The organism is Klebsiella sp. KPN54798, from assembly GCF_021184225.1.
Classification (GTDB): domain Bacteria; phylum Pseudomonadota; class Gammaproteobacteria; order Enterobacterales; family Enterobacteriaceae; genus Klebsiella; species Klebsiella pneumoniae.
The window spans coordinates 4,495,867-4,517,881 of sequence record NZ_CP089234.1 but is presented as its reverse complement, the minus strand read 5'-3'; the positions used below and the strand labels follow the sequence as shown (position 1 = coordinate 4,517,881).

Here is a 22,015-nt window from a genome sequence, read left to right as displayed (position 1 = left end):
TGCCTTGATGCAACTTGAATGATATTACGTATGTTTATTAGCACCCCGTTGAGAACGGCCTTAGTGTAATGATTTTGTCAGATGACGGAAAGCGCTTACGGCTCCGGCGGCGCAAACCATGCGGATTTAAAATCGAACCAGCCGAGGGTATTCATCCTCACGCCGCGCATACTGCGCTGACCCTGAATCATCAGCCAGTGGTGGATCAGCGGCACGATATGTTGCCTGGCCAGCAGCCGCTGGCTCCAGGTGGCCGGATTAAACTCTCCTGCTCGCCAGCGGCAGGCGTCTGCCTGCCAGTCAATGGGAATGCAGCGCTGAATCAGCGGGACTTCGTACAGATAGGCGAAGAGCGAAAATTCGATCGGTAAGGTGAAGTTCACGCTGTTGAGCCAGATATCGCTGACCACCTCGCCGCGATGCCAGGCATCGTACTCCAGCTCCTGGATCTCCAGCTTTACCTGATGCGCCGCCAGCAGGTCGCGCATGATCCCGCCGATCACCCGATGTTCGACGTGATCGCGGTAGTAGGTAAGGGTGACTGTCTCCAGCCCCGCCGGCTTCTCGCAGGCGTGGTTGCTGGCATGATGCCAGCGCGGCAGCAGGCCGTAGGCGGGAAACCAGTTGCCCTGGTAGTGTTCGCCCGCATGGTAGAGCAGGTTGGCGGGCTGAAACAGATAGCTTAGCCAGCGGCGCACCGCGTCGTTGGCCCCCAGCGGGCTTCGCGAGTCGAACAGCAGGTAATAGCAGCCCTCTTCCAGGCGACTCTCTACCGCTTTTTCGCTTTCGGTATTGCCCTGCAGCGTCAGGCCGCCGTTAGGCTCTTCGCTAATCTCCGGCAGCACCCAGACGTTCACCTCATCGATCAGCGCCCGGTAGCCAAAATAGTCCTCAAAGGCATGGATCTTGAGCTGATTCTGGTTGTTACGCACCACGGCATAGGGGCCGGTGCCGACCGGCATGGAGGAAAAGTGGTTCATGGTCTGCCACTCCTGCGGCAGCACCATCGCCGGTACCTGCCCCAGCAGCCAGGGCAGCCAGCGGTCGGGCTGGCGCAGATGAATATCCAGGGTCCAGGCGGTGGGCGATTCGATGCGTTCGATATGTGAATAGAGCGGCAGGGCATTGCTGCGCTGCAGAGAGGCGATCACATCGGCCATCTCCAGCTCACGGCCATGGTGAAAATGGATGCCGGGACGGAGGAAAAAGCGCCAGTGGGTGGGGGTCAGCTGCTGCCAGTGGTGGGCAATATCGGCTTCCAGTTCCCCATTTTCCTCATTTACCCGCGTCAGGGCGCTGAATATTTGCCGGGCAATATGCGTTTCCGAACGCCGCAGCGCGCTACCGGGCAGCAAATTCTTCATCGGACGATAGTAGAGCACGCGCAGGATGTGCCGCCCCTGGCGGAAGCTGCGGCCGAGATGCGAGACCAGCATCTGGCGGACGGCAGCCTTATCGCCGACCAACTGCACCAGCTGATCGATGCGATCCTGCTCAAGGAGATCTTCGGCACGTTGCTGCTGAAGGGCGAGGCCGGTATAGAGAAAGGTTAGCCGCGAACGCTTGCCGCGGCCTGCCTCCGCTTCCCAGGTCAGCCAGCCGCGGGACTCCATCATATTGAGCAGGGTGCGCATATGGCGGCGCGAGCAGCTCAGCATTTCCGCCAGCTCGTTAAGGGTGGTCTCCTGCGACTTGCCGTCGCAGCACTGCCATAGGCGAATGAACTGTTGTTGCAGACGGCCGGAAGACATAAAAGGGGAACTCCTGCGCAAAACTCAGCAATTTATTACTTCCTATATTAAGCCAATAATGAATCCCGATGAAGCGAGGAGGTGAATATGATGAGGTCTACCGCAAAATCGTTCTACCAACGCTACTTTTCTGCGACGCAGGAAGCGTCCTGGCTGGCCCGCCTGATGGCAGGACGACAGCAGGAAATTCTGGGGGAACTGATGCAGTGGGGAGTGACGTCAACGACCTCTGATCATTGACTTGCAGACATCATGTGTGACTGAGTATTGGTGTTATACTCGTCGTTTTTCAAACTGCAGGTGCGCTGTCGATGCTTCCTGGGCCGTATGTTCGGGCTGCGTGATTCGCCTCTACGGGACTCACCTTTTCAGGGCCAGCGCGAGCGCGGCGCAAAATGGTTAACCGTTTTGTCCTGCAGCATGAAATCCATAGAGTATAGAATCACCCGCCAGCAGAAAGCCTCTGCTGGCTTTTTTCGTTTTCTTCGCGTGTGTTAAGGACATTCCATGCTGTGGTTGATGACGATGGGACGACGGCTTAACGGCGTCTATGCCGCCTTTATGCTGGTTGCTTTTATGATGGGCGTGGCGGGCGCGTTGCAGGCGCCGACGTTGAGTTTGTTTCTCAGCCGCGAAGTGGGGGCGCAACCGTTCTGGGTGGGCCTGTTCTATACCGTAAACGCCATCGCCGGGATCCTGGTTAGCCTGTGGCTGGCCAAGCGCTCCGATAGCCGCGGCGACCGGCGGCGGTTGATTATGTTCTGCTGTCTGATGGCGGTGGGTAATGCGCTGCTGTTTGCCTTCAACCGCCACTATCTGACGCTGATCACCTGCGGCGTGATGCTGGCATCCATTGCCAACGCGGCCATGCCGCAGCTCTTCGCGCTGGCGCGGGAGTACGCCGACAGCTCGGCGCGGGAAGTGGTGATGTTCAGCTCGGTCATGCGCGCCCAGCTGTCGCTGGCTTGGGTGATTGGCCCGCCGCTGGCCTTTATGCTGGCGCTCAACTATGGCTTCACCACCATGTTCTCCATTGCGGCGGGCATTTTTGTCATTAGCCTCGCTCTGATTGCCATCAAACTGCCTTCGGTTCCGCGTGTGGAACAGCCCTCGGAGGAGGCGGCGGCGCTAGCGCAGGCCGGCGGCTGGCAGGACAAGAACGTGCGTATGCTGTTTATCGCCTCCACCCTGATGTGGACCTGCAACACCATGTACATCATTGATATGCCGCTGTGGATCAGCAGCGATCTCGGGCTTCCCGACAGCCTGGCCGGGATCCTGATGGGCACTGCCGCCGGGCTGGAGATACCGGCGATGATCCTCGCCGGCTACTACGTAAAGCGCTTTGGCAAACGTAAAATGATGGTGGCGGCGGTGGCCGCCGGCGTGCTGTTTTATGCCGGACTGATCCTGTTTCATGGTCGCACGGCGCTGCTGGCTCTGCAGCTGTTCAATGCCATCTTTATCGGCATTATCGCCGGGATAGGCATGCTGTGGTTCCAGGATTTAATGCCGGGACGGGCGGGAGCGGCGACCACCCTGTTCACCAACAGTATTTCCACCGGCGTGATCCTTGCCGGCGTGATGCAGGGGGCGCTGTCCCAGAGCTATGGTCACGCCAGCGTCTACTGGACGATCGCGGCCATTTCGCTGGTGACGCTGTTTTTGACCAGCAAGGTGAAGGATATCTGACTACTCGCCCCGGCATCGCCGGGGCGACCAGGCCTACTTGAGTTCGATACGCTTAATGTCGCCGATGATAAAAATGTAGGCAATCACCCCAATCAGCGCCGTCAGGCCGACGTAGATCAGCGCGTAAAAGAAATTACCCGTGGCGGAAATAATCACACCAATTATCAGTGGTGCGATAATCGAGGCCATATTGGCACAGAAATTAAATATGCCGCCGGTGAGGCCTGCCATATTTTCCGGGGTAATATCAGAAATTAAGGTCCAGCCCAGACCGACCATCCCCTGGCCAAAAAAAGCCACCGACATGATAATAATTACGGTGCTATTGGCGCTTACCCAATTCGCCGCGATAATACAGCTGGACAGCAATAAACCGGAAATTATTGGTAACTTTCGACTGATGTTGACGGAGCCGGTTCGCTTCAACAACCGGTCGGAGATCCAGCCGCCGAAGAGGATGCCAATCGCGGCGGCAAGGAAGGGCCAGGTGGCGAAGAAGCCGACGTGCAGCCATGGAAGATGGCGCTCGTTGGCGAGGTAGCTGGGAAACCACGTCAGGAAAAAGACCAGTGTGGTGTTGCCGGCGAACTGACCCAGGCTGGCGCCGAGGATCTGGCGACAGCCCAGCAGGCGTCTGGCGTCACGCCAGTTAAATGGAACGTTCTGGATTTTATTGTTAATGCTGTTTGCGCCGATATACTCCAGCTCCGCTTGATTAGCCGTGTGCGATTCATGCGGTTCATGATAAAAACGCCACCACACTAAAGTAAATAAAATACCTAATCCGCCGGTGAGGAAAAAAAGCGTTCTCCAGCCATGATGTTCGAGAATTAAAAATAACAGCGGCGAGAAAGCGGCCAGCCCTATATATTCACCAACTGTATATGTTGCCGTTGCCCGCGCGCGCTCATGCTGAGGGAACCAGGTGCTGACGATGCGGCTGTTGGCCGGAAAGCAGGGCGCTTCGCTGACGCCGAGTCCCAGGCGCAGAAGCAGCAGGGATTTTAGGCCGAGGGTGAAACTTTGCAGCAGGGTAAACAGCGACCAGAAGAAAACTGACAGGGCATAGGTCACTTTGTTGCCAAAGCGGTCTAAAAACATCCCGCCGGGGATCTGCGCCAGCGCATAAGTCCAGGCGAAGGCGGAGAAGATGATACCCATCATCGCCGGATCGATATGGATTTCTTTGCTTAACTGTGGCGCTACAATACCCAGGATGGTACGGTCGAGATAATTGATCATCGTTCCGACGGAGAGTAGCAGCAGAATAACTATCCGTACGCGGCTTCTTTTTTTCGCCCCCGATGTGGAAGTGAGGACTTCCTGAGAGTTTGACATACTCATAGCGAGTTCCTTTAAAGTTTAAAATATTTTTGCATATATTCTAATATGCAAAAATATCTCAAGGAGCTATAGGTAGTATCTATGAATAGCAATGCCTTGTGGCACATTCATGCCCTTCGTCAAATAATATTTGATGTAACGCCGATATTTACCCGTTCATGCGCATTATTGGTGGCTTGCATGGTATATTAGCGTCAGTGCATTTATTCTTATATTATACGGGTAAAAATAATGAACCTAAAGCAACTTTATTATTTTAAACGTCTGTCTGAAACTGAGCATTACACCGAAGCCGCCTCCAGTCTGTGCATCACCCAGCCCTCGCTAAGCCACGCGATATCGGAGCTGGAGAAGGAGTTAGGGGTCGCGCTATTCGCCAGACAGGGGCGGAACGTAAAAATTACCCAAAACGGCAAGCGTTTTTTGCCGTATGTTGAAGATGCGCTGGCCTCGCTGGAGAACGGACGCATGATATTGCAAAAAAATGGCGCTGAGAATAAAGAGAATATTCGCATCGCCTTTATTTACACGATGGGGGAGTATGTTGTTCCACAGTTAATTAATAAATATTCTCTTTCACCTGAATGTCACAATGTGACTTTTTCTTTTACTCAAGGGACATCGCTGACGCTGTTGCAGGAGCTGAAGGCCGGAAAAGTCGATCTGGCGATCTGCTCTTATATTGCCGATGAACCCGATATCGATTTTATTCCGGTGATCCAGCAGGAACTGGTGGTGGTCACGGCAAAGGATCATCCGCTGGCCCGGCTATATGAACATGAAGTCGATCTGGTGGAGACGATTCATTATCCGTATATCTATTTTTCAGAAAATAGCGGCTTACGTCCGTTTATCGATAATGTATTTATGCAGCAAAAGCTGGTGCCGGAGATCGCCTGCTATGTGGATGAGGATACGGCGATGGCCGGGCTGGTGAGTATTGACTACGGGATCGCGATTATGCCGCGCATTACCGCGCTCTCCTATTACAACGTCCATATCCTGAAGATTAAAAACACCATCCCCCCCCGCTATATCTATCTGGCGACCATGAAAGACAAGGGGCTCTCTCCGGCGCTGGAGTCATTTAAAAATGTGGTTATCCACGACAGCCAGAAGATCTGTTAACGGATGGCCCGGATGTGACCTCCGGGCCATCCGGATATCAGGAGAGAATATCCATCACTTCACGCAGCTTAGCGATGGCGATCTGCCCAGGCGCGGAGGCCTGACCAACGGTACCGAAGGTCATCGCCGAACCGAACAAGCGCCCGGTGACCCGGCTAACGCCACCGGATTTGCCCATCGACATGGTGATCAGCGGACGCGTCGCATACTTCTCTTTCATGGTCAGCGTGGCGGCGAGCAAGGTGAGTACGTCCTGCGGCGACTGCGGCATCACCGCGATCTTCGGCAGATCGGCCCCCAGATCCTGCATGCGGCGCAGGCGATAGATAATATCTTCCTGAGCGGGGGTCTTATGGAAATCATGATTACTCATGATCACCTTGACGCCCGCGGCATGCGCATCGTCAACCAGCGCGCGGATCTGCGCTTCATCATTGAACAGTTCGATATCGATAACATCAACCAGTCCACTGCGTGCGGCCTCGCGGTTGAGCGCAAAATAGGCTTCGTCGCTGAGCTCGGTTTCGCCACCTTCTTTCTTGCTGCGGAAGGTAAACAGCAGCGGAAGCGCTTTCAGCGCGCCACGGATTTCCGCCAGCGCGGCCATCACCTGGGCCATCTCTCTGACCTGGGCAAAGTGGTCAACGCGCCATTCGATAATATCGGCGCCGGCATCGACCAGGCCGTGGGCGTTACCCAGTATCTCATCCAGGGTTTTACCGATCAGCGGTACACAAATGAGGGTTTCCCCTTCCTGGAAGGTGATGTTCTTTACGGTTACTGCATTTGTCATGTAGGTATCCATTATTTTTCGCGTTGTACTTCAGGCGGTGACTGCGGTGCGTGACACTTTTTGCGCCGCCCGAGCCTGCAGTTGACGATAGCCGATGTACAGGGCGATCACAAAGCCGATAACGGCGATCAGAAAATCAAACCACATAATGCTGGCAATACTGATCTGCGAAAGCTTTGCGGTGATCAACGGGATCGTGAAGCTGGCGATACTGCCGGCAGTGTAGAAGATGCCGGTTGCTTTGCCTTTTCCGTTCGGGAAGCTCATCGCCATGATTGTCGCACCCAGCTGCAGCACTCCGCCAGCGGCGGCAAAGCCGATGACAAAAGCAAAGCCGGTTACCATCATCGGCGTCGGGAACAGGCACACCAACAGCAGCGAAATCATCGACAGGCCAGTATAAATAATCATCGCAATGGCCGAGCTAAACACCTCTTTGACGAAGGCGGCAGTTACAAAGACGCAGACCAGCGAGCCGACGGTATAGATGCTAAGCAGTTTAATCGCCGAGGCATAGGGCAGGCCGACGACGAACTGGCCGTACTGCGCCAGCCATTGGCTGACCAGATAGAAGGTCGCCATGCCGATATAACCGTACAGGGTGAAGATCACCATATCCAGCTTATTAGCCTGTGGCCGGACGGCTGTTTCCGCCTGTGCCGTAGGGGCTTCCTCTTTTTTCGCTGCCTGGCTGTCAGGGAACGGCATTTTAAGCAGATAAATCCCGCTCAGTACAAAGAGTGCTGCCGCAATCACGAACGACCAGCCGAACCACAGATTTGCCCATATCAGGAAGCTGATAATGAACGGCAACAGGAACTGCCCTGCAGAGACGAAGGCTTTGATCAGCACGTTGGCCCGGCTGGCAGAGTGCGGGAAAGATTCCATCAGCGCCGGATAGGTACCGGAGTCGAGGAAGCTGTTCGCCAGGCCCGCCATAATGCCGAACACGTAAGCCAGATAGATATTTTTGGTCAGCAGGATGCCGACGAAAAAGATCAGGTAACTCAGGATCCCAAGATAGATAAAGGGCTTGCGACCGAAGCGATCCGACAGGAAGCCGGTCACGATGGTTGCCAGTTTGCCGATACCTAACGAGGAGATCACCACCGATACGCCAGCCGCGTCCGTTCCCCACTGTTCCTGAAGATGGGCCATGTTGAGGGTGATTAACAGCACCCCCATACCGTGGATCAGGTAGTTGAGGTACAGCCCTGCCGCAGTAGGGATGTATTTATTTTTCATCATTCGCCTCTTAGAACAGAATGCTCTTGATGTAATCAACCGGCATCTGTTTGCCCGTCCAGATTTCGAACGCGCGCGCGCCTTGCCACAGCATCATCCCCAGGCCGTTCAGCGTGCGGCAGCCTTTTTTCTCGGCCACTTCCAGCAGGTGGGTTTTGCGCGGGTTGTAGACGACGTCGGAGACGATCAGGTCCGGACGCAGGAAGCTGTCGTCAGGTAGCAGCATCTGGCCTTCGAACGGCTTCATGCCGACCCCGGTGGCATTGGTCAGGATCACGCTGCTGTCAATTTCGGCGCGCAGCTTGTCATGATCGTCGAGATCGAACAGATGGATCTCGCAGTCGGTGTTGTGGCGGATCTTGGCCACGGTTTCTTCTGCGTTGGCGAAGAATTTATCGCGGCGGTTGAAGATGGAGATCGCCTTCACGCCATCCAGTGCTGCCTGGACGCAGAGCGCCGTTGCCGCGCCGCCGGCGCCGAGTACGGTCATCTTCTTGCCGATGATATCGATACCGGCTTCGCTAAGGGCGCGCATGTAGCCGGTGCCATCGGTGATATGTCCGGTCAGTACGCCGTCGTCGTTGACCACGGTATTGACCGCCCCGACCAGCTGTGCCGCCGGCGACAGTTTATCGAGATACTGGCAAATCTCGGTTTTGTTCGGCATAGAGACGTTAAAGCCGCGCAGCTTCATCGCCCGGAAGCCCTGCACCACGTCTTTTAGCTCCTGGTTACCGACTTCAAAAGCGAGATAGACGTAGTCCAGCCCGAGATAGGCGAAAGCCTCGTTGTGCATGGTGGGCGACATGCTGTGACGAATCGGGGTGGCGATCAGGCCAATCAGCTCAGTGTGTCCAGTAATACGTTCTGCCATGACAAAAATCCTCAATAAGTTAGAAAGGGAATTCGTTGTGCTTCGCGGCTGCCCAGCGCACCCATGTCTTCCAGTGCATCCAGTACGTTGCGGCCTTCGCGGACGCCATCGATAATGCGTCGCGCCATCACGCTGTCGCCGATGTTCATGATTTTGACGTTATTGGCATTGGCCCAGCGCTCGATCTCGTCGAGACCCGTGCGGTTGGCGCGCATCCCGAGACAGACAAAGCCGTAGTCGAAGGGAATATCGAAGGTTTGCTGTGTATTTTTCACCTGGAAATGGTCGGCAGCGACCGCCATCAGTTGGGTATTCATGTGCTGTTCGACCTGGTGCTCGTCGAGCATGGTCAACATGGCATTTTTGGTAATGATGTCGAGATCGCGACCGGCGGCGTCCTGCATCTCGATTAGCACCGCCTGTGCGCCGCGAGCGGTAAAGTATTCGATAACGTCAAGGCCAACGGCGCCGGCGCCGACTACGGCGATGCGTTTGCCCTTGATATCGGTAAATTTCGCCAGATTGTCGATCATGCCGGTAATGGAAAAGATCTTGCCGTTCTCGACGTCAATGTTTTCCCGCAAGCCTTCAATGGGCGGCAGCAGCGGCGTTGAGCCGGTGGCGTTGACAATCAGATGCGGACGCAGGGCGGAAACTGAAGCCACGTCGGCCCGCTTGCCGATCTGCAGCATCAGGTTGTCCAGCGAGGCGATACGATTTTTCATAAACTGCGGGAAATCAGCGATGCGTTTTTTCTCCGGCAGGCGGGAGATTTCGCTGGCGAGGCCGCCGACGTGGTTTTTCGCTTCCAGCAGCCAGGTATGGCAACCAACTTCCGCCGCGGTGCAGGCGGCTTCCATCCCGGCGGTGCCGGCGCCGATGACCACCACGTTAGTGTCGCGATTCACGCGCCGCATTTTATAGGCGTCACCGTGAATAATATCCGGGTTAATCGAACAGCGCAGCGGGCGCGAGCGGGCGATGCGATGGTCGGCGCAGCCGATGTTGCAGGAGATACATTTGCGCATCAGTCGCTCTTTTCCGCCTTGCACTTTCTGCACCCAATCCGGCTCGGCAATCAGACCGCGGCCAATGGCGATAAGATCGGCATCGCCGCTGGCGAGGATATCTTCGGCTACCTGCGGAGTGCGAATATTGCCGGCGATGACCGTGGGTTTATGGAATTTATCGCGCACCGCGCGGGAGAGATAGCGCTTCCAGCCATCCTCCAGCGACATCTGATCGATTTGCAGATTCAGGTTGTCGTTCTGCGCCGCAGAGACGTTGATGATATCGACCTTCTCCTGGCAGAGCTCAAGAATACGCAGGGAATCTTCGAGGGTATTGCCGCCCTTGAGGAAGTCGTCGGCGCTGATGCGCAGGCTGACCGGAAAACGCGGCCCCACGCAGGCGCGAACCTTATCGACAATCAGACTCAGTATCCGAGTGCGATTTTCGACGCTGCCGCCAAATTCATCAGTGCGCTTATTAAACAGCGGCGATAAAAACTGGCTAATTAAATAGGAGTGACCGGCATGAATTTCGACGCAGTCAAAACCTGCGCGCCGAACGCGCTCCGCGGCGTCACCAAATTTCTCTACCGCATGATAAATTTCCTCATGGGTCATCGGACGCGGAATATTACCGTGCTTCTTCGACGGCGTTGTAGAAGAGGAGAGCGGCGTCTGGCCTTCCAGTCGGTAGGCATAAGCGGAAGCGCCGGCATGATTTAACTGAATGGATACGCAGGCGCCATGTTTATGCAGGGTCTCGGTTAATTTAAACAGCCGTGGAATATATTGATCGTTATCGATGCGCAGTTGGGTGGTGCCGTTGGAGGCGAAGGGGAAATCAATACAAATATTTTCGATGGTGATAAGCCCGGTGCCGCCTTTGGCCCGCAGTTCGTAGTATTCCAGCTGTTCCTGCGACACCTCGCCATTGAGCGTGGCCATATTGGTGCCCATAGGGGGCATAATAATGCGGTTTTTTAACGTCATACCGTTGATGGTCAACGGACTGAAAAGGTGCGGATAGTGGCTCATCTCTTCTCTCCACAGGAGGCCGGGAGGCCGATATGCGGGGCCCAGGCGTGTCCTTAGTTAATATTTCTCTGTGGCAAAAGATAACGAGGGGAAAAATCGAAAAATAATGCTTTTTTTTGTGCATAGCCATAGGGGTTCTCTATGAGATTAACGCTTTCTTCACATTCTTATATTTTTATATTAAATACTCGTGCCTTATTTTTACTTGCAGTGCAGGGAAAATACATAAACAGTGCTGGAGAAGGGGAGGAAAGCGGAATAATTCTTCTTTAGGCGGTAGGGCAGGGTGGCGGTAAGGTCTGACAATCAGCAAATTAAAATTGGTTTTTGTGCGTGAGATCGCAATTTTCTCCGCAATAAACTAAAAAGCCCGATCAAATGACCGGGCCCAAAGGTTAATTCATAAACGCCGGCAGCTTGCGTTCATAGTCGGAGATCGCCGCTTCATGCTGCAGCGTCAGGCCGATGCTATCCAGGCCGTTGAGCATGCAGTGGCGGCGGAAATCGTCGATCTTAAAGCTGTAGGTTTTATCCCCGGCTTTAACTACCTGCGCTTCCAGATCCACTTCAAACGTAATGCCCGGGTTGGCCTGCACCAGCTTGAACAGCTCGTCGACCTGCTCGTCGCTCAGGGTCACCGGCAGCAGCTGGTTATTGAAGCTGTTGCCGTAAAAAATATCGGCAAAGCTCGGGGCGATAACGACCTTAAAGCCGTAATCGGTCAGCGCCCACGGCGCGTGCTCGCGCGAGGAGCCGCAGCCGAAGTTTTCCCGCGCCAGCAGTATCGATGCCCCCTGGTACTCAGGAAAATTCAGCACGAACTCCGGGTTCGGCTGTTGACCTTTATCGTCGAGAAAGCGCCAGTCGTTAAACAGGTGCGCGCCAAAGCCGGTGCGGGTGACCTTCTGCAAAAATTGCTTAGGGATGATCGCGTCGGTATCGACGTTTGCAGCATCCAGCGGAACCACCAGGCCGGTATGTTGGGTAAATTTCTCTGCCATGATGGTCTCCTTACTTCAGATTACGGATATCGGCGAAATGGCCGGTAACGGCTGCCGCCGCGGCCATTGCCGGGCTCACCAGGTGCGTGCGTCCGCCGCGGCCCTGACGGCCTTCAAAGTTACGGTTGCTGGTTGAGGCACAGCGTTCGCCCGGATTCAGGCGGTCATTATTCATTGCCAGACACATAGAGCAACCAGGTAAGCGCCACTCAAAGCCGGCTTCGATAAAGATCTTATCCAGACCTTCCGCTTCCGCCTGCGCTTTCACCGGACCAGAACCCGGCACCACCAGCGCCTGGACGCCCGGCGCCACTTTACGCCCTTTAGCGATTTCCGCCGCGGCGCGTAAATCTTCGATGCGCGAGTTGGTGCAGGAGCCGATAAACACTTTATCGATAGCGACTTCCGTCAGCGGGATCCCGGATTTCAGTCCCATATAGGCCAGCGCTTTTTCGGCGCTGGCGCGTTCCACCGGATCGCTGAACGACGCTGGATCGGGGATGTTATCCGTCACCGAGATCACCTGGCCCGGGTTGGTGCCCCAGGTCACCTGCGGGGCAATTTCCGCCGCCTGCAGCGTTACCACGGTATCAAACGTCGCGCCGTCGTCGGTTTTCAGGGTTTTCCAGTACGCTACGGCATCGTCAAAATCTTTGCCTTTCGGCGCATGCAGACGGCCGCGTACGTAATTGAAGGTGGTTTCGTCCGGCGCGACCAGGCCCGCTTTGGCGCCCATCTCGATCGCCATGTTGCACAGGGTCATACGGCCTTCCATGCTCAGATCGCGGATCGCTTCGCCGCAGAACTCAACCACATGGCCGGTGCCGCCGGCGCTACCGGTTTTACCAATGATGGCCAGCACGATATCTTTGGCGGTAATGCCCGGCGCCGCTTTGCCCTGGACTTCGATTTTCATGGTCTTCGCGCGGCCCTGTTTCAGGGTCTGGGTCGCCAGCACATGCTCCACTTCGGAGGTGCCGATACCGAACGCCAGCGCACCGAACGCGCCGTGGGTGGCGGTATGGGAGTCACCGCACACGATCGTCATCCCCGGCAGGGTAACCCCTTGTTCCGGGCCCATGACGTGGACGATGCCCTGATACGGGTGGTTCAGGTCGTACAGTTCAACGCCGAACTCTTTACAGTTCTTAATCAGCTCCTGCATCTGAATGCGGGCCATCTCACCGGACGCGTTAATGTCTTTGGTCTGCGTCGAGACGTTATGATCCATGGTAGCGAAGGTTTTACCCGGCTGGCGCACCTGGCGGCCATGGGCGCGCAGACCGTCAAACGCCTGCGGAGAGGTGACTTCGTGCACCAGATGGCGGTCGATATACAGCAGCGGGGTTTCGTTCTGCGCCTCATACACTACGTGCGCATCAAATAATTTTTCGTATAACGTCTTCGCCATGATTACACCCCTTCTGCGACATAGCGGGCAATAATATCGCCCATTTCATCAGTGCTGACCGCCGCCGTGCCGCGCGCTAAGTCGCCGGTTCGAACCCCTTCTTCTAAGGCGCGGTTGATCGCGTTTTCAATGGCGGTCGCCGCTTCGTCAGCGTCGAGGCTGTAGCGCAGCAGCAGAGCCAGGGAGAGGATCTGCGCGATCGGGTTGGCGATATTTTTGCCGGCGATATCCGGTGCGGAACCGCCCGCCGGCTCGTACAGGCCAAAACCTTGTTCATTGAGGCTGGCGGACGGCAGCATACCCATCGAGCCGGTGATCATCGCGCACTCGTCGGAGAGGATGTCGCCAAACAGGTTGGAGCACAGCAGCACGTCGAACTGGGACGGATCTTTAATCAGCTGCATGGTGGCGTTATCGATATACATATGCGCCAGCTCAACGTCCGGATACTCCTTGCCGATCTCGCTGACGATTTCGCGCCACAGGATGGAGGACTGCAGAACGTTGGCCTTATCGATGGAAGTCACTTTGTGACGACGCTTGCGGGCGGATTCAAAAGCGATGCGCGCGATACGCTCGATCTCAAAGCGGTGATACACCTCGGTATCAAAGGCTTTCTCATGCTGACCGCTGCCTTCGCGGCCTTTCGGCTGGCCGAAGTAGATGCCGCCGGTCAGTTCGCGTACGCAGAGAATGTCGAAGCCGTTAGCAGCGATGTCGGCGCGCAGCGGGCAGAACTCTTCCAGCCCCTGATACAGTTTGGCCGGGCGCAGGTTGCTGAACAGTTTAAAGTGTTTACGCAGCGGCAGCAGCGCGCCACGCTCTGGTTGTTCCGCCGGCGGCAGGTGCTCCCATTTCGGACCGCCGACGGAGCCGAACAGGATCGCATCCGCCTGCTCGCATCCGGCGACGGTCGCCTGCGGCAGGGGAGTTCCCTGACGGTCGATGGCCGCCCCGCCAACGTCATACTGGCTGGTGGTAATGTGCATGGCAAAACGTTGGCGCACGGCTTCCAGTACTTTCATCGCCTGGTTCATCACTTCCGGGCCAATGCCATCACCCGGCAAAACGGCAATATGGTAATTCTTCGACATTACACGGTTTCCTTATTGTTCTCTTTATTCTGAGCTTTGCGTTGCAATTCTTTTTCGACTTCGGCGGCGCGCCAGATGTTGTTCAGCACGTGAACCATCGCTTTGGCTGACGACTCTACGATATCCGTTGCCAGACCAACGCCATGGAAGCGGCGGCCATTGTAGTCAACGACGATATCCACCTGGCCCAGGGCGTCTTTGCCGTGGCCTTTCGCGCTTAAGCCATACTTCACTAATTCAATGTTGTAGTCGGTGACGCGATTAATCGCCTGGTAGATAGCATCGACCGGACCGTTGCCGTTGGCGGCTTCGGTTTTGATCTCATCCCCGCAGACCAGTTTGATCGAGGCGGTGGCGATATCGCTGGATCCGGATTGGACGTTGAAGTAATCCAGGCGGAAATGCTCTGGCTCTTCCTGCTGCTTGTTGATAAAGGCCAGCGCTTCCAGATCGTAATCGAAGACCTGGCCTTTTTTGTCCGCCAGCTTCAGGAATGCGTCGTACAGATGATCCAGGTTGTAATCGCTCTCCTGGTAGCCCATCTCTTCCATCCGGTGTTTCACCGCCGCGCGGCCGGAGCGGGAAGTCAGGTTCAGTTGCACCTGGTTCAGGCCGATAGATTCCGGGGTCATGATCTCGTAGTTTTCGCGGTTCTTCAGCACGCCGTCCTGGTGAATGCCGGAGGAGTGGGCGAAGGCGCCGGTGCCGACGATGGCCTTGTTCGCCGGGATCGGCATATTGCAGATCTGGCTGACGGTCTGGCTGGTGCGCCAGATTTCATGATGATTAATGTTGGTGTGCACGTTCATGATGTCTTTGCGCACTTTGATCGCCATGATCACTTCTTCCAGCGCGCAGTTGCCGGCGCGTTCGCCGATACCGTTCATCGCACCTTCTACCTGGCGCGCACCGGCGTGGACCGCGGCGAGGGCGTTACCGACAGCGATGCCCAGATCATCATGGGTGTGGACGGAAATAATTGCTTTGTCGATATTCGGCACGCGATCATACAGGCCGCTGATGATGTTGGCATATTCGAACGGCATGGTATAGCCGACGGTATCCGGGATATTAATGGTGGTGGCGCCGGCGTTGATCGCCGCTTCCACGACGCGAGCCAGATCGGCAATCGGCGTACGGCCGGCGTCTTCACAGGAGAACTCAACGTCGTCAGTGTAGTTGCGTGCCCGCTTCACCATATAGATCGCGCGCTCAATAACCTCATCCAGCGTACTGCGCAGTTTGGTGGCGATATGCATCGGCGAGGTGGCAATAAAGGTATGAATACGGAAAGCCTCGGCCACTTTTAACGATTCCGCCGCCACGTCGATATCTTTCTCAACGCAGCGCGCCAGAGCGCACACGCGGCTGTTTTTAATGGTGCGTGCGATGGTTTGCACCGATTCAAAATCGCCCGGCGAGGATACCGGGAAACCGACTTCCATTACGTCGACCCCCATTCGCTCAAGGGCCAGTGCGATCTGCAGCTTCTCTTTGACACTCAGGCTTGCCTGTAACGCTTGTTCGCCATCACGTAAGGTCGTATCGAAAATAATGACTTGCTGGCTCATGGTTTGGATCCTTAGTCTGTGTCCTGGCGCCTTGTTGACGAGCATAAAAAAACCCGCGCCAAGGCGCGGGTTTTATAGTCTTGCTGGAAGATGACTTAACGCTGAACGTCGCCCAACAGCCTACCGCGCAAATGGCATGCGTTTAGTAGTAGTAGGCTGGTGATACGAGCGGTGCGAATCATTGCGTCAAACTCCAGATGAAATCGTTATGCTTTTAGAGTTACTGGATAGCCGTTTTAAAGTCAACCCCTGGCATGGAAAAAGCGTTTTGGGCTGACTAAATGAATTAGCAAAATGTGCTGATGTAAGCCCCATTTTGCCGAAGATCCTATTTTGGACCGAAGGCGGTTTATCCCCATTTGTTTCATTTGAAAAAGTGCTTTGCATTCAAGGCATCGTCGAAGAGGTGTCGCCAATGAAGGGACAAAAAACGGTATCTGGATGAAAATATTAAATTTATTTTTCCTGTGAATGTATTCGAACGCTAGCGGATTATTTTTCAATGATAAGGATTTGTTAATTTTATGGAGGGAAAAATAAAATACTTTATTATTGCTTAAGTTACAGTTAACTCGTGGTGCTGTTTTTATTTTTATGGATTATGGTTACACTTATCATCATTAAGTAATCAGTATGGTTTGAGCGGCTCAATTTTTTGTTCAGGACCGTTTCTTCACTGCCACTCATAGCCTTGATATATTCCTAAAAATTTCTTTTGCTATTTTGTAAATGTCATTTGCATGGTAAATGATATTTTCGGCGCTAATTATAGCGGTTTAGTGAAGGGAATTCATCGTGACGGCGGAATTAGATATGTTAATTGAAACTCCAGAATATAAATCAGCCCCCGGACAGGAAGTCGTTAAACCTCAACTACGGATGGTTGATCTCAATCTGCTTACCGTTTTTGATGCGGTTATGCAAGAGCAGAATATTACTCGTGCCGCCCATACGCTCGGCATGTCACAACCCGCGGTGAGCAATGCGGTTTCACGACTGAAAGTGATGTTTAATGACGAGCTTTTTGTGCGCTATGGCCGCGGTATTCAGCCGACGGCGCGCGCCTATCAGCTGTTTGGCTCGGTACGCCAGGCGCTGCAGCTGGTCCAAAACGAATTGCCAGGCTCCGGTTTTGAACCGCTGAGCAGTGAGCGGGTGTTCCATCTGTGCGTCTGCAGCCCGCTGGATAACATCCTGACGTCGGTTATTTTTAATAAAGTTGCAGAGATAGCACCCAATATTCATTTAGTCTTTAAGTCTGCGCTGAATCAAAATACGGAACATCAGCTACGTTATCAGGAAACAGAATTCGTAATCGGATATGAAGAGTTCCGTCGCCCTGAGTTTGCCTGCGTTCCGTTATTTAAAGACGAAATGGTCCTGGTCGCCAGTCGCAACCATCCGCGTATTTCCGGGCCGATGATGGAGGCGGATATTTATCGCGAGGAGCATGCCGCCGTTGCTCTTGACCGGTATGCCTCATTTAGTTTGCCGTGGTATGACACGGCCGATAAACAAGCGCGTATCGCCTATCAGGGTAATGCGATGGTCAGCGTATTAAACGTAGTATCGCAAACCCAGATGGTGGCCATTGCCCCGCGCTGGCTGGCAGATGAATTTGCTGACAAGCTTGCCCTGCAAATATTACCTTTGCCGTTGAAGGTCAACAGTCGGACCTGCTATCTCTCCTGGCACGAAGCCGCTGGTCGTGATAAAGGCCACCAGTGGATGGAAGAGCTGCTGGTGGACATTTGCAAGCGCTGACCCGACGACGATAGATAGCAAAGGAGCTTCGGCTCCTTTTTTTATATGACATAAATCAAATAAAGCAGAATTTTATTCTGTTTACCTTGCGCGAGGAGTTCGTTGTGTTCGTGAAAAATGGATCTATTCCTGTTATCACCCTTTTTCGCCGAGTATTTACCATTCTCTTTTCTTATCTCTGAAGCAATTCACCATATTTTCCCCTCACCGCTTTCTTTTCTTCTTATTCAAGAAATAAGGCCTCAGCTGCGGCGAATTGCCTGCCTGCTAGCGAGCAGTTATGGTAGTGGCATGCAGTACATTCACCTCAATGCGGAGGACCACTCCTTCGCATCGTGCGAGCGCGCGGAAATTGAGTTCCGCTGTCGTAAAACAATAAGCCTGGAGGCAAACCATGGAGATGTTGTCAGGAGCCGAGATGGTCGTCCAATCGCTTGTCGATCAGGGCGTCAAGCAAGTATTCGGCTATCCCGGAGGCGCAGTCCTCGATATCTATGATGCGTTACATACCCTTGGCGGTATCGATCATGTGCTGGTTCGTCACGAGCAGGCGGCGGTGCATATGGCGGATGGCCTGGCGCGGGCGACCGGGGAGGTCGGCGTGGTGCTGGTGACCTCTGGGCCTGGGGCGACGAACGCCATCACTGGCATTGCGACAGCCTATATGGACTCTATTCCGTTGGTGATCCTCTCGGGGCAGGTAGCCACCTCGCTTATCGGCTACGATGCCTTCCAGGAGTGCGACATGGTGGGGATTTCCCGTCCGGTGGTGAAGCACAGTTTCCTGGTGAAGCAGACCGAAGATATTCCCGGCGTGCTGAAGAAAGCCTTCTGGCTGGCGGCCAGCGGTCGCCCCGGTCCGGTAGTGGTCGATCTGCCGAAGGATATTCTCAATCCGGCGAAGAAGCTGCCTTACGTCTGGCCGGACGCGGTGAGCATGCGCTCGTATAACCCAACCACCAGTGGCCATAAAGGGCAGATTAAACGCGCGCTACAGACTCTGGTGGCCGCAAGTAAGCCGGTCGTCTACGTCGGCGGCGGGGCGATCAATGCGCATTGCGAACCTCAGCTGCGCGAGCTGGTGGAAAAACTGAAGCTGCCGGTGGCCTCATCCTTGATGGGACTTGGCGCTTTCCCGGCGACACACTCGCAGGCGCTGGGGATGCTGGGGATGCACGGCACCTATGAAGCCAACATGACCATGCACCACTCGGACGTGATTTTTGCCGTCGGCGTTCGCTTTGACGACCGGACCACCAATAACCTGGCCAAGTATTGTCCGAACGCGACGGTACTGCATATTGATATCGATCCGACTTCAATCTCGAAAACCGTGCCGGCAGATGTGCCGATCGTCGGCGATGCCCGGCTGGTGCTGGAGCAGATGCTGGAGCTGCTGGAGCAGGAGGAAGCGCAGCAGCCGCTGGACGACATTCGCGACTGGTGGCAACAGATCGAGCAGTGGCGTGCCCGTCATTGTCTGCGCTACGACGACCAGAGCGATAAAATCAAACCGCAGGCGGTAATTGAAACTATCTGGCGGCTGACCCAGGGCGATGCCTACGTCACTTCCGATGTGGGTCAGCATCAGATGTTCGCCGCCCTGTATTACCCCTTCGATAAACCGCGGCGCTGGATTAACTCCGGTGGTCTCGGCACCATGGGCTTTGGCCTACCGGCTGCGCTGGGGGTCAAAATGGCTCTGCCGGACGAAATGGTGGTCTGCGTGACCGGTGACGGCAGTATCCAGATGAACATTCAGGAACTCTCCACTGCGCTGCAGTATGAGCTGCCGGTCCTGGTGCTTAACCTCAACAACCGCTATCTCGGGATGGTGAAGCAGTGGCAGGATATGCTCTATTCCGGGCGTCACTCGCAGTCCTATATGGAATCGCTACCGGACTTTGTCCGTCTGGCGGAAGCCTATGGCCACGTCGGGATCCGCATCAGCGAGCCGCAGGAGCTGGAGACGAAGCTTGCTGAAGCTCTGGAGCAGGTGCGCCAGCGTCGGCTGGTGTTTGTCGATGTGACCGTCGACGGCAGTGAGCATGTGTACCCCATGCAGATCCGCGGCGGCGGCATGGATGAAATGTGGTTGAGCAAAACGGAGAGGACCTGATTATGCGCCGGATATTATCGGTATTACTGGAAAACGAATCGGGTGCATTGTCCCGCGTTATCGGCCTCTTTTCCCAGCGTGGCTATAATATAGAAAGCCTGACTGTCGCGCCGACGGACGATCCCACTCTCTCCAGAATGACCATTCAGACCGTGGGCGATGAAAAAGCGATTGAGCAGATTGAAAAGCAACTGCACAAGCTGGTGGATGTCCTGCGGGTCAGCGAGCTGGGGCAGGGGGCTCATGTTGAACGCGAAATTATGCTGGTGAAGGTTCAGGCCAGCGGCTATGGCCGTGAAGAAGTGAAGCGCAACACCGAAATCTTCCGCGGACAGATTATCGACGTGACGCCTTCTATCTATACCGTCCAGCTCGCCGGCACCAGCGATAAGCTGGATGCATTTCTGGCCTCGCTGCGCGATGTCGCTCGGATTGTGGAAGTGGCTCGCTCCGGCGTGGTCGGCCTGTCTCGCGGTGATAAAATCATGCGCTAAGGATCGGGAACTGCTGTAAAAATAGCCCGGCAGAGACTGTCGGGCTTTTTTTTTGCGAAATCAGTAGGAACTGTAAGCGAAAGCGGTTGCTGCGCTAACTATTCTGCGCTTAGATGTTATAAAAAGGATTCCATACCTGAATAATGGTTATGTTTGGCACTTCTTACCCAAGGGGCAATTGTGAAACTGGATGAAATCGCCCGGCTGGCCGGTGTTTCAAGAACCACCGCGAGCTATGTGATTAATGGCAAAGCGAAGCAGTACCGCGTAAGCGATAAAACGGTCGAAAAAGTGATGGCTGTGGTGCGAGAGCACAACTATCACCCAAATGCGGTCGCTGCTGGCCTGCGTGCAGGACGCACACGCTCTATCGGTCTGGTGATCCCGGATCTGGAAAACACCAGCTATACCCGGATTGCAAATTATCTCGAACGTCAGGCGCGTCAGCGCGGCTATCAGCTGCTGATTGCCTGCTCGGAGGATCAGCCCGATAACGAGATGCGCTGTATCGAGCATCTGCTGCAGCGCCAGGTGGACGCTATCATTGTCTCTACTTCGCTGCCGCCGGAGCACCCTTTTTATCAGCGCTGGGCTAACGACCCGTTTCCGATTGTCGCCCTCGACCGCGCCCTCGATCGCGAGCACTTCACCAGCGTGGTTGGCGCTGACCAGGATGACGCCGAGATGCTCGCAGCTGAGCTGCGGACGTTTCCTGGCGAAACGGTGCTCTATCTCGGCGCGCTGCCGGAGCTGTCGGTGAGCTTCCTGCGCGAACAGGGCTTCCGTAAAGCCTGGCAGGACGATCCGCGTGAGGTGCATTATCTCTATGCCAACAGCTATGAGCGCGAAGCGGCGGCCCAGCTGTTTGAGAAATGGCTTGAAACCCATCCGATGCCACAGGCGCTGTTTACCACCTCTTTCCCGCTGCTGCAGGGCGTAATGGATGTGACCTTGCGTCGCGAGGGTAAACTGCCCTCCGAGCTGGCGATCGCCACCTTCGGTGATAATGAGCTGCTCGATTTTCTGCAGTGTCCGGTACTGGCCGTGGCCCAGCGTCATCGCGATGTCGCTGAGCGGGTGCTGGAGATCGTCCTCGCCAGCCTCGACGAACCTCGCAAGCCGAAGCCGGGTCTTAGCCGTATTCGCCGTAATCTCTATCGTCGCGGTAGCCTGAATCGCCGCTAAGGGCGCCATATCGCCAGCGCCCAGGTATAAACCTGGCAGGCCTGACCGTAAGCAGGCCGCTGGCGATAAATCAGGCAATTGACGTGCAAAATGCAAAACTGAATATATTTCAGATAAATCCCTAAACTTCTTTACGCGTTATTTTATTTTATTCACTGACCATCGTTTTGTGACTCCAAATGGGGTACAAAAAATGACTGCGCGGACTTTAATTGTATTATTTTGTTACATTCATCAGGTTAATTGCTGAATTAACACTCATTTTGTACGCGCCACGCTTTCTTCCCCGTCATATCCCGCGCCTGGCCAGTCCCTCTGCCAGCAACAGGTACTGTTAACGGCCGGCATAATGGCCTAAAATGCCGCTCGCGTCGCAAACTGACACTTTATATTTTCCCGCCGAAGATATTCTGTTGTTTATAACTGTTACGAGTTTGTTGGTTATTTTCTTACACGTATTCATAACGTTAATTTGCCTCGCCTGTTGATGATTTTTTCATCAGG

At 54.8% G+C, this 22,015-nt stretch carries 18 protein-coding genes; 7 read left to right on the top strand and 11 right to left on the bottom strand.

The features are described 5' to 3' along the window. Positions 1-95 precede the first annotated feature (95 nt). Complete coding sequence (sgrR, locus tag LPQ25_RS21725) at positions 96-1,751, bottom strand: HTH-type transcriptional regulator SgrR (RefSeq protein WP_004147044.1); 1,656 nt, start codon at positions 1,749-1,751, stop codon at positions 96-98. Positions 1,752-1,838: 87 nt separating this feature from the next. Here sgrR and sgrT point away from each other — a divergent pair, with 87 nt between their 5' ends. Both sgrT and LPQ25_RS21715 read left to right on the top strand, forming a co-directional pair. Next, entirely contained in the window at positions 1,839-1,991 is a 153-nt protein-coding gene (gene sgrT / locus LPQ25_RS21720) for a glucose uptake inhibitor SgrT (protein WP_002888448.1), read from the top strand. Between the two features lie 267 nt (positions 1,992-2,258). Further along, positions 2,259-3,443 carry a sugar efflux transporter gene (locus LPQ25_RS21715; RefSeq protein ID WP_004147046.1) on the top strand — a complete coding sequence of 395 codons (1,185 nt, stop codon included), beginning with the start codon at positions 2,259-2,261 and terminating at the stop codon, positions 3,441-3,443. A gap of 33 nt (positions 3,444-3,476) precedes the next feature. Here LPQ25_RS21715 and LPQ25_RS21710 read toward each other — a convergent pair whose 3' ends face one another. Next, complete coding sequence (locus tag LPQ25_RS21710; protein WP_012737396.1) at positions 3,477-4,787, bottom strand: MFS transporter; 1,311 nt, start codon at positions 4,785-4,787, stop codon at positions 3,477-3,479. 231 nt (positions 4,788-5,018) lie between these two features. On the opposite strand from LPQ25_RS21710, the gene LPQ25_RS21705 reads away from it, so the two are divergent. Next, positions 5,019-5,915 carry a LysR family transcriptional regulator gene (locus LPQ25_RS21705; RefSeq protein WP_002888455.1) on the top strand — a complete coding sequence of 299 codons (897 nt, stop codon included), beginning with the start codon at positions 5,019-5,021 and terminating at the stop codon, positions 5,913-5,915. Positions 5,916-5,952: 37 nt separating this feature from the next. Here LPQ25_RS21705 and aroD read toward each other — a convergent pair whose 3' ends face one another. The 9 genes from aroD to leuL form a co-directional block, all read right to left on the bottom strand. Next, positions 5,953-6,708 (bottom strand): type I 3-dehydroquinate dehydratase, encoded by a 756-nt coding sequence (gene aroD, locus LPQ25_RS21700; protein ID WP_004177420.1) that lies wholly within the window; start codon positions 6,706-6,708, stop codon positions 5,953-5,955. A gap of 30 nt (positions 6,709-6,738) precedes the next feature. Further along, positions 6,739-7,953 (bottom strand): MFS transporter, encoded by a 1,215-nt coding sequence (locus LPQ25_RS21695; RefSeq protein WP_004178591.1) that lies wholly within the window; start codon positions 7,951-7,953, stop codon positions 6,739-6,741. A 10-nt stretch (positions 7,954-7,963) separates the two neighbouring features. Next, entirely contained in the window at positions 7,964-8,827 is an 864-nt protein-coding gene (locus LPQ25_RS21690; protein WP_014908015.1) for a shikimate dehydrogenase, read from the bottom strand. Positions 8,828-8,838: 11 nt separating this feature from the next. Continuing rightward, complete coding sequence (locus LPQ25_RS21685) at positions 8,839-10,872, bottom strand: oxidoreductase (RefSeq protein ID WP_012737399.1); 2,034 nt, start codon at positions 10,870-10,872, stop codon at positions 8,839-8,841. A 395-nt stretch (positions 10,873-11,267) separates the two neighbouring features. Continuing rightward, a complete protein-coding gene (gene leuD, locus LPQ25_RS21680; protein WP_002888481.1) occupies positions 11,268-11,873 on the bottom strand; it encodes a 3-isopropylmalate dehydratase small subunit in 606 nt (201 codons plus the stop codon). Between the two features lie 10 nt (positions 11,874-11,883). Then, positions 11,884-13,284 carry a 3-isopropylmalate dehydratase large subunit gene (gene leuC, locus LPQ25_RS21675; RefSeq protein ID WP_004177417.1) on the bottom strand — a complete coding sequence of 467 codons (1,401 nt, stop codon included), beginning with the start codon at positions 13,282-13,284 and terminating at the stop codon, positions 11,884-11,886. 2 nt (positions 13,285-13,286) lie between these two features. Continuing rightward, positions 13,287-14,378 (bottom strand): 3-isopropylmalate dehydrogenase, encoded by a 1,092-nt coding sequence (leuB, locus tag LPQ25_RS21670; RefSeq protein ID WP_002888487.1) that lies wholly within the window; start codon positions 14,376-14,378, stop codon positions 13,287-13,289. After that, positions 14,378-15,949 (bottom strand): 2-isopropylmalate synthase, encoded by a 1,572-nt coding sequence (leuA, locus tag LPQ25_RS21665; RefSeq protein WP_004178594.1) that lies wholly within the window; start codon positions 15,947-15,949, stop codon positions 14,378-14,380. Before leuA ends, leuB begins: the two co-directional genes overlap by 1 nt. A 95-nt stretch (positions 15,950-16,044) precedes the next feature. Then, positions 16,045-16,131 carry a leu operon leader peptide gene (leuL, locus tag LPQ25_RS21660; protein ID WP_004222662.1) on the bottom strand — a complete coding sequence of 29 codons (87 nt, stop codon included), beginning with the start codon at positions 16,129-16,131 and terminating at the stop codon, positions 16,045-16,047. 613 nt (positions 16,132-16,744) lie between these two features. Between leuL and leuO the strand changes: the two genes are divergently transcribed. The 4 genes from leuO (at position 16,745) to cra (ending at position 21,511) form a co-directional block, all read left to right on the top strand. After that, positions 16,745-17,713 carry a transcriptional regulator LeuO gene (gene leuO / locus LPQ25_RS21655; protein ID WP_004192013.1) on the top strand — a complete coding sequence of 323 codons (969 nt, stop codon included), beginning with the start codon at positions 16,745-16,747 and terminating at the stop codon, positions 17,711-17,713. Between the two features lie 394 nt (positions 17,714-18,107). Beyond that, a complete protein-coding gene (ilvI, locus tag LPQ25_RS21650) occupies positions 18,108-19,832 on the top strand; it encodes an acetolactate synthase 3 large subunit (RefSeq protein ID WP_002888534.1) in 1,725 nt (574 codons plus the stop codon). Positions 19,833-19,834: 2 nt separating this feature from the next. Next, positions 19,835-20,326 carry an acetolactate synthase small subunit gene (ilvN, locus tag LPQ25_RS21645; protein WP_002888536.1) on the top strand — a complete coding sequence of 164 codons (492 nt, stop codon included), beginning with the start codon at positions 19,835-19,837 and terminating at the stop codon, positions 20,324-20,326. 180 nt (positions 20,327-20,506) lie between these two features. Next, positions 20,507-21,511: a catabolite repressor/activator gene (cra, locus tag LPQ25_RS21640; protein ID WP_004145952.1), complete on the top strand. Its 1,005-nt coding sequence runs from the start codon at positions 20,507-20,509 to the stop codon at positions 21,509-21,511. Positions 21,512-22,015: the final 504 nt, after the last annotated feature.

Bases quoted from the DNA above. Each gene is read 5' to 3' on its own strand.
- sgrR (WP_004147044.1), bottom strand. From the start codon at position 1,751: ATGTCTTCCGGCCGTCTGCAACAACAGTTCATTCGCCTATGGCAGTGC.
- sgrT (WP_002888448.1), top strand. From the start codon at position 1,839: ATGATGAGGTCTACCGCAAAATCGTTCTACCAACGCTACTTTTCTGCG.
- LPQ25_RS21715 (WP_004147046.1), top strand. From the start codon at position 2,259: ATGCTGTGGTTGATGACGATGGGACGACGGCTTAACGGCGTCTATGCC.
- LPQ25_RS21710 (WP_012737396.1), bottom strand. From the start codon at position 4,787: ATGAGTATGTCAAACTCTCAGGAAGTCCTCACTTCCACATCGGGGGCG.
- LPQ25_RS21705 (WP_002888455.1), top strand. From the start codon at position 5,019: ATGAACCTAAAGCAACTTTATTATTTTAAACGTCTGTCTGAAACTGAG.
- aroD (WP_004177420.1), bottom strand. From the start codon at position 6,708: ATGACAAATGCAGTAACCGTAAAGAACATCACCTTCCAGGAAGGGGAA.
- LPQ25_RS21695 (WP_004178591.1), bottom strand. From the start codon at position 7,953: ATGAAAAATAAATACATCCCTACTGCGGCAGGGCTGTACCTCAACTAC.
- LPQ25_RS21690 (WP_014908015.1), bottom strand. From the start codon at position 8,827: ATGGCAGAACGTATTACTGGACACACTGAGCTGATTGGCCTGATCGCC.
- LPQ25_RS21685 (WP_012737399.1), bottom strand. From the start codon at position 10,872: ATGAGCCACTATCCGCACCTTTTCAGTCCGTTGACCATCAACGGTATG.
- leuD (WP_002888481.1), bottom strand. From the start codon at position 11,873: ATGGCAGAGAAATTTACCCAACATACCGGCCTGGTGGTTCCGCTGGAT.
- leuC (WP_004177417.1), bottom strand. From the start codon at position 13,284: ATGGCGAAGACGTTATACGAAAAATTATTTGATGCGCACGTAGTGTAT.
- leuB (WP_002888487.1), bottom strand. From the start codon at position 14,378: ATGTCGAAGAATTACCATATTGCCGTTTTGCCGGGTGATGGCATTGGC.
- leuA (WP_004178594.1), bottom strand. From the start codon at position 15,949: ATGAGCCAGCAAGTCATTATTTTCGATACGACCTTACGTGATGGCGAA.
- leuL (WP_004222662.1), bottom strand. From the start codon at position 16,131: ATGATTCGCACCGCTCGTATCACCAGCCTACTACTACTAAACGCATGC.
- ilvI (WP_002888534.1), top strand. From the start codon at position 18,108: ATGGAGATGTTGTCAGGAGCCGAGATGGTCGTCCAATCGCTTGTCGAT.
- ilvN (WP_002888536.1), top strand. From the start codon at position 19,835: ATGCGCCGGATATTATCGGTATTACTGGAAAACGAATCGGGTGCATTG.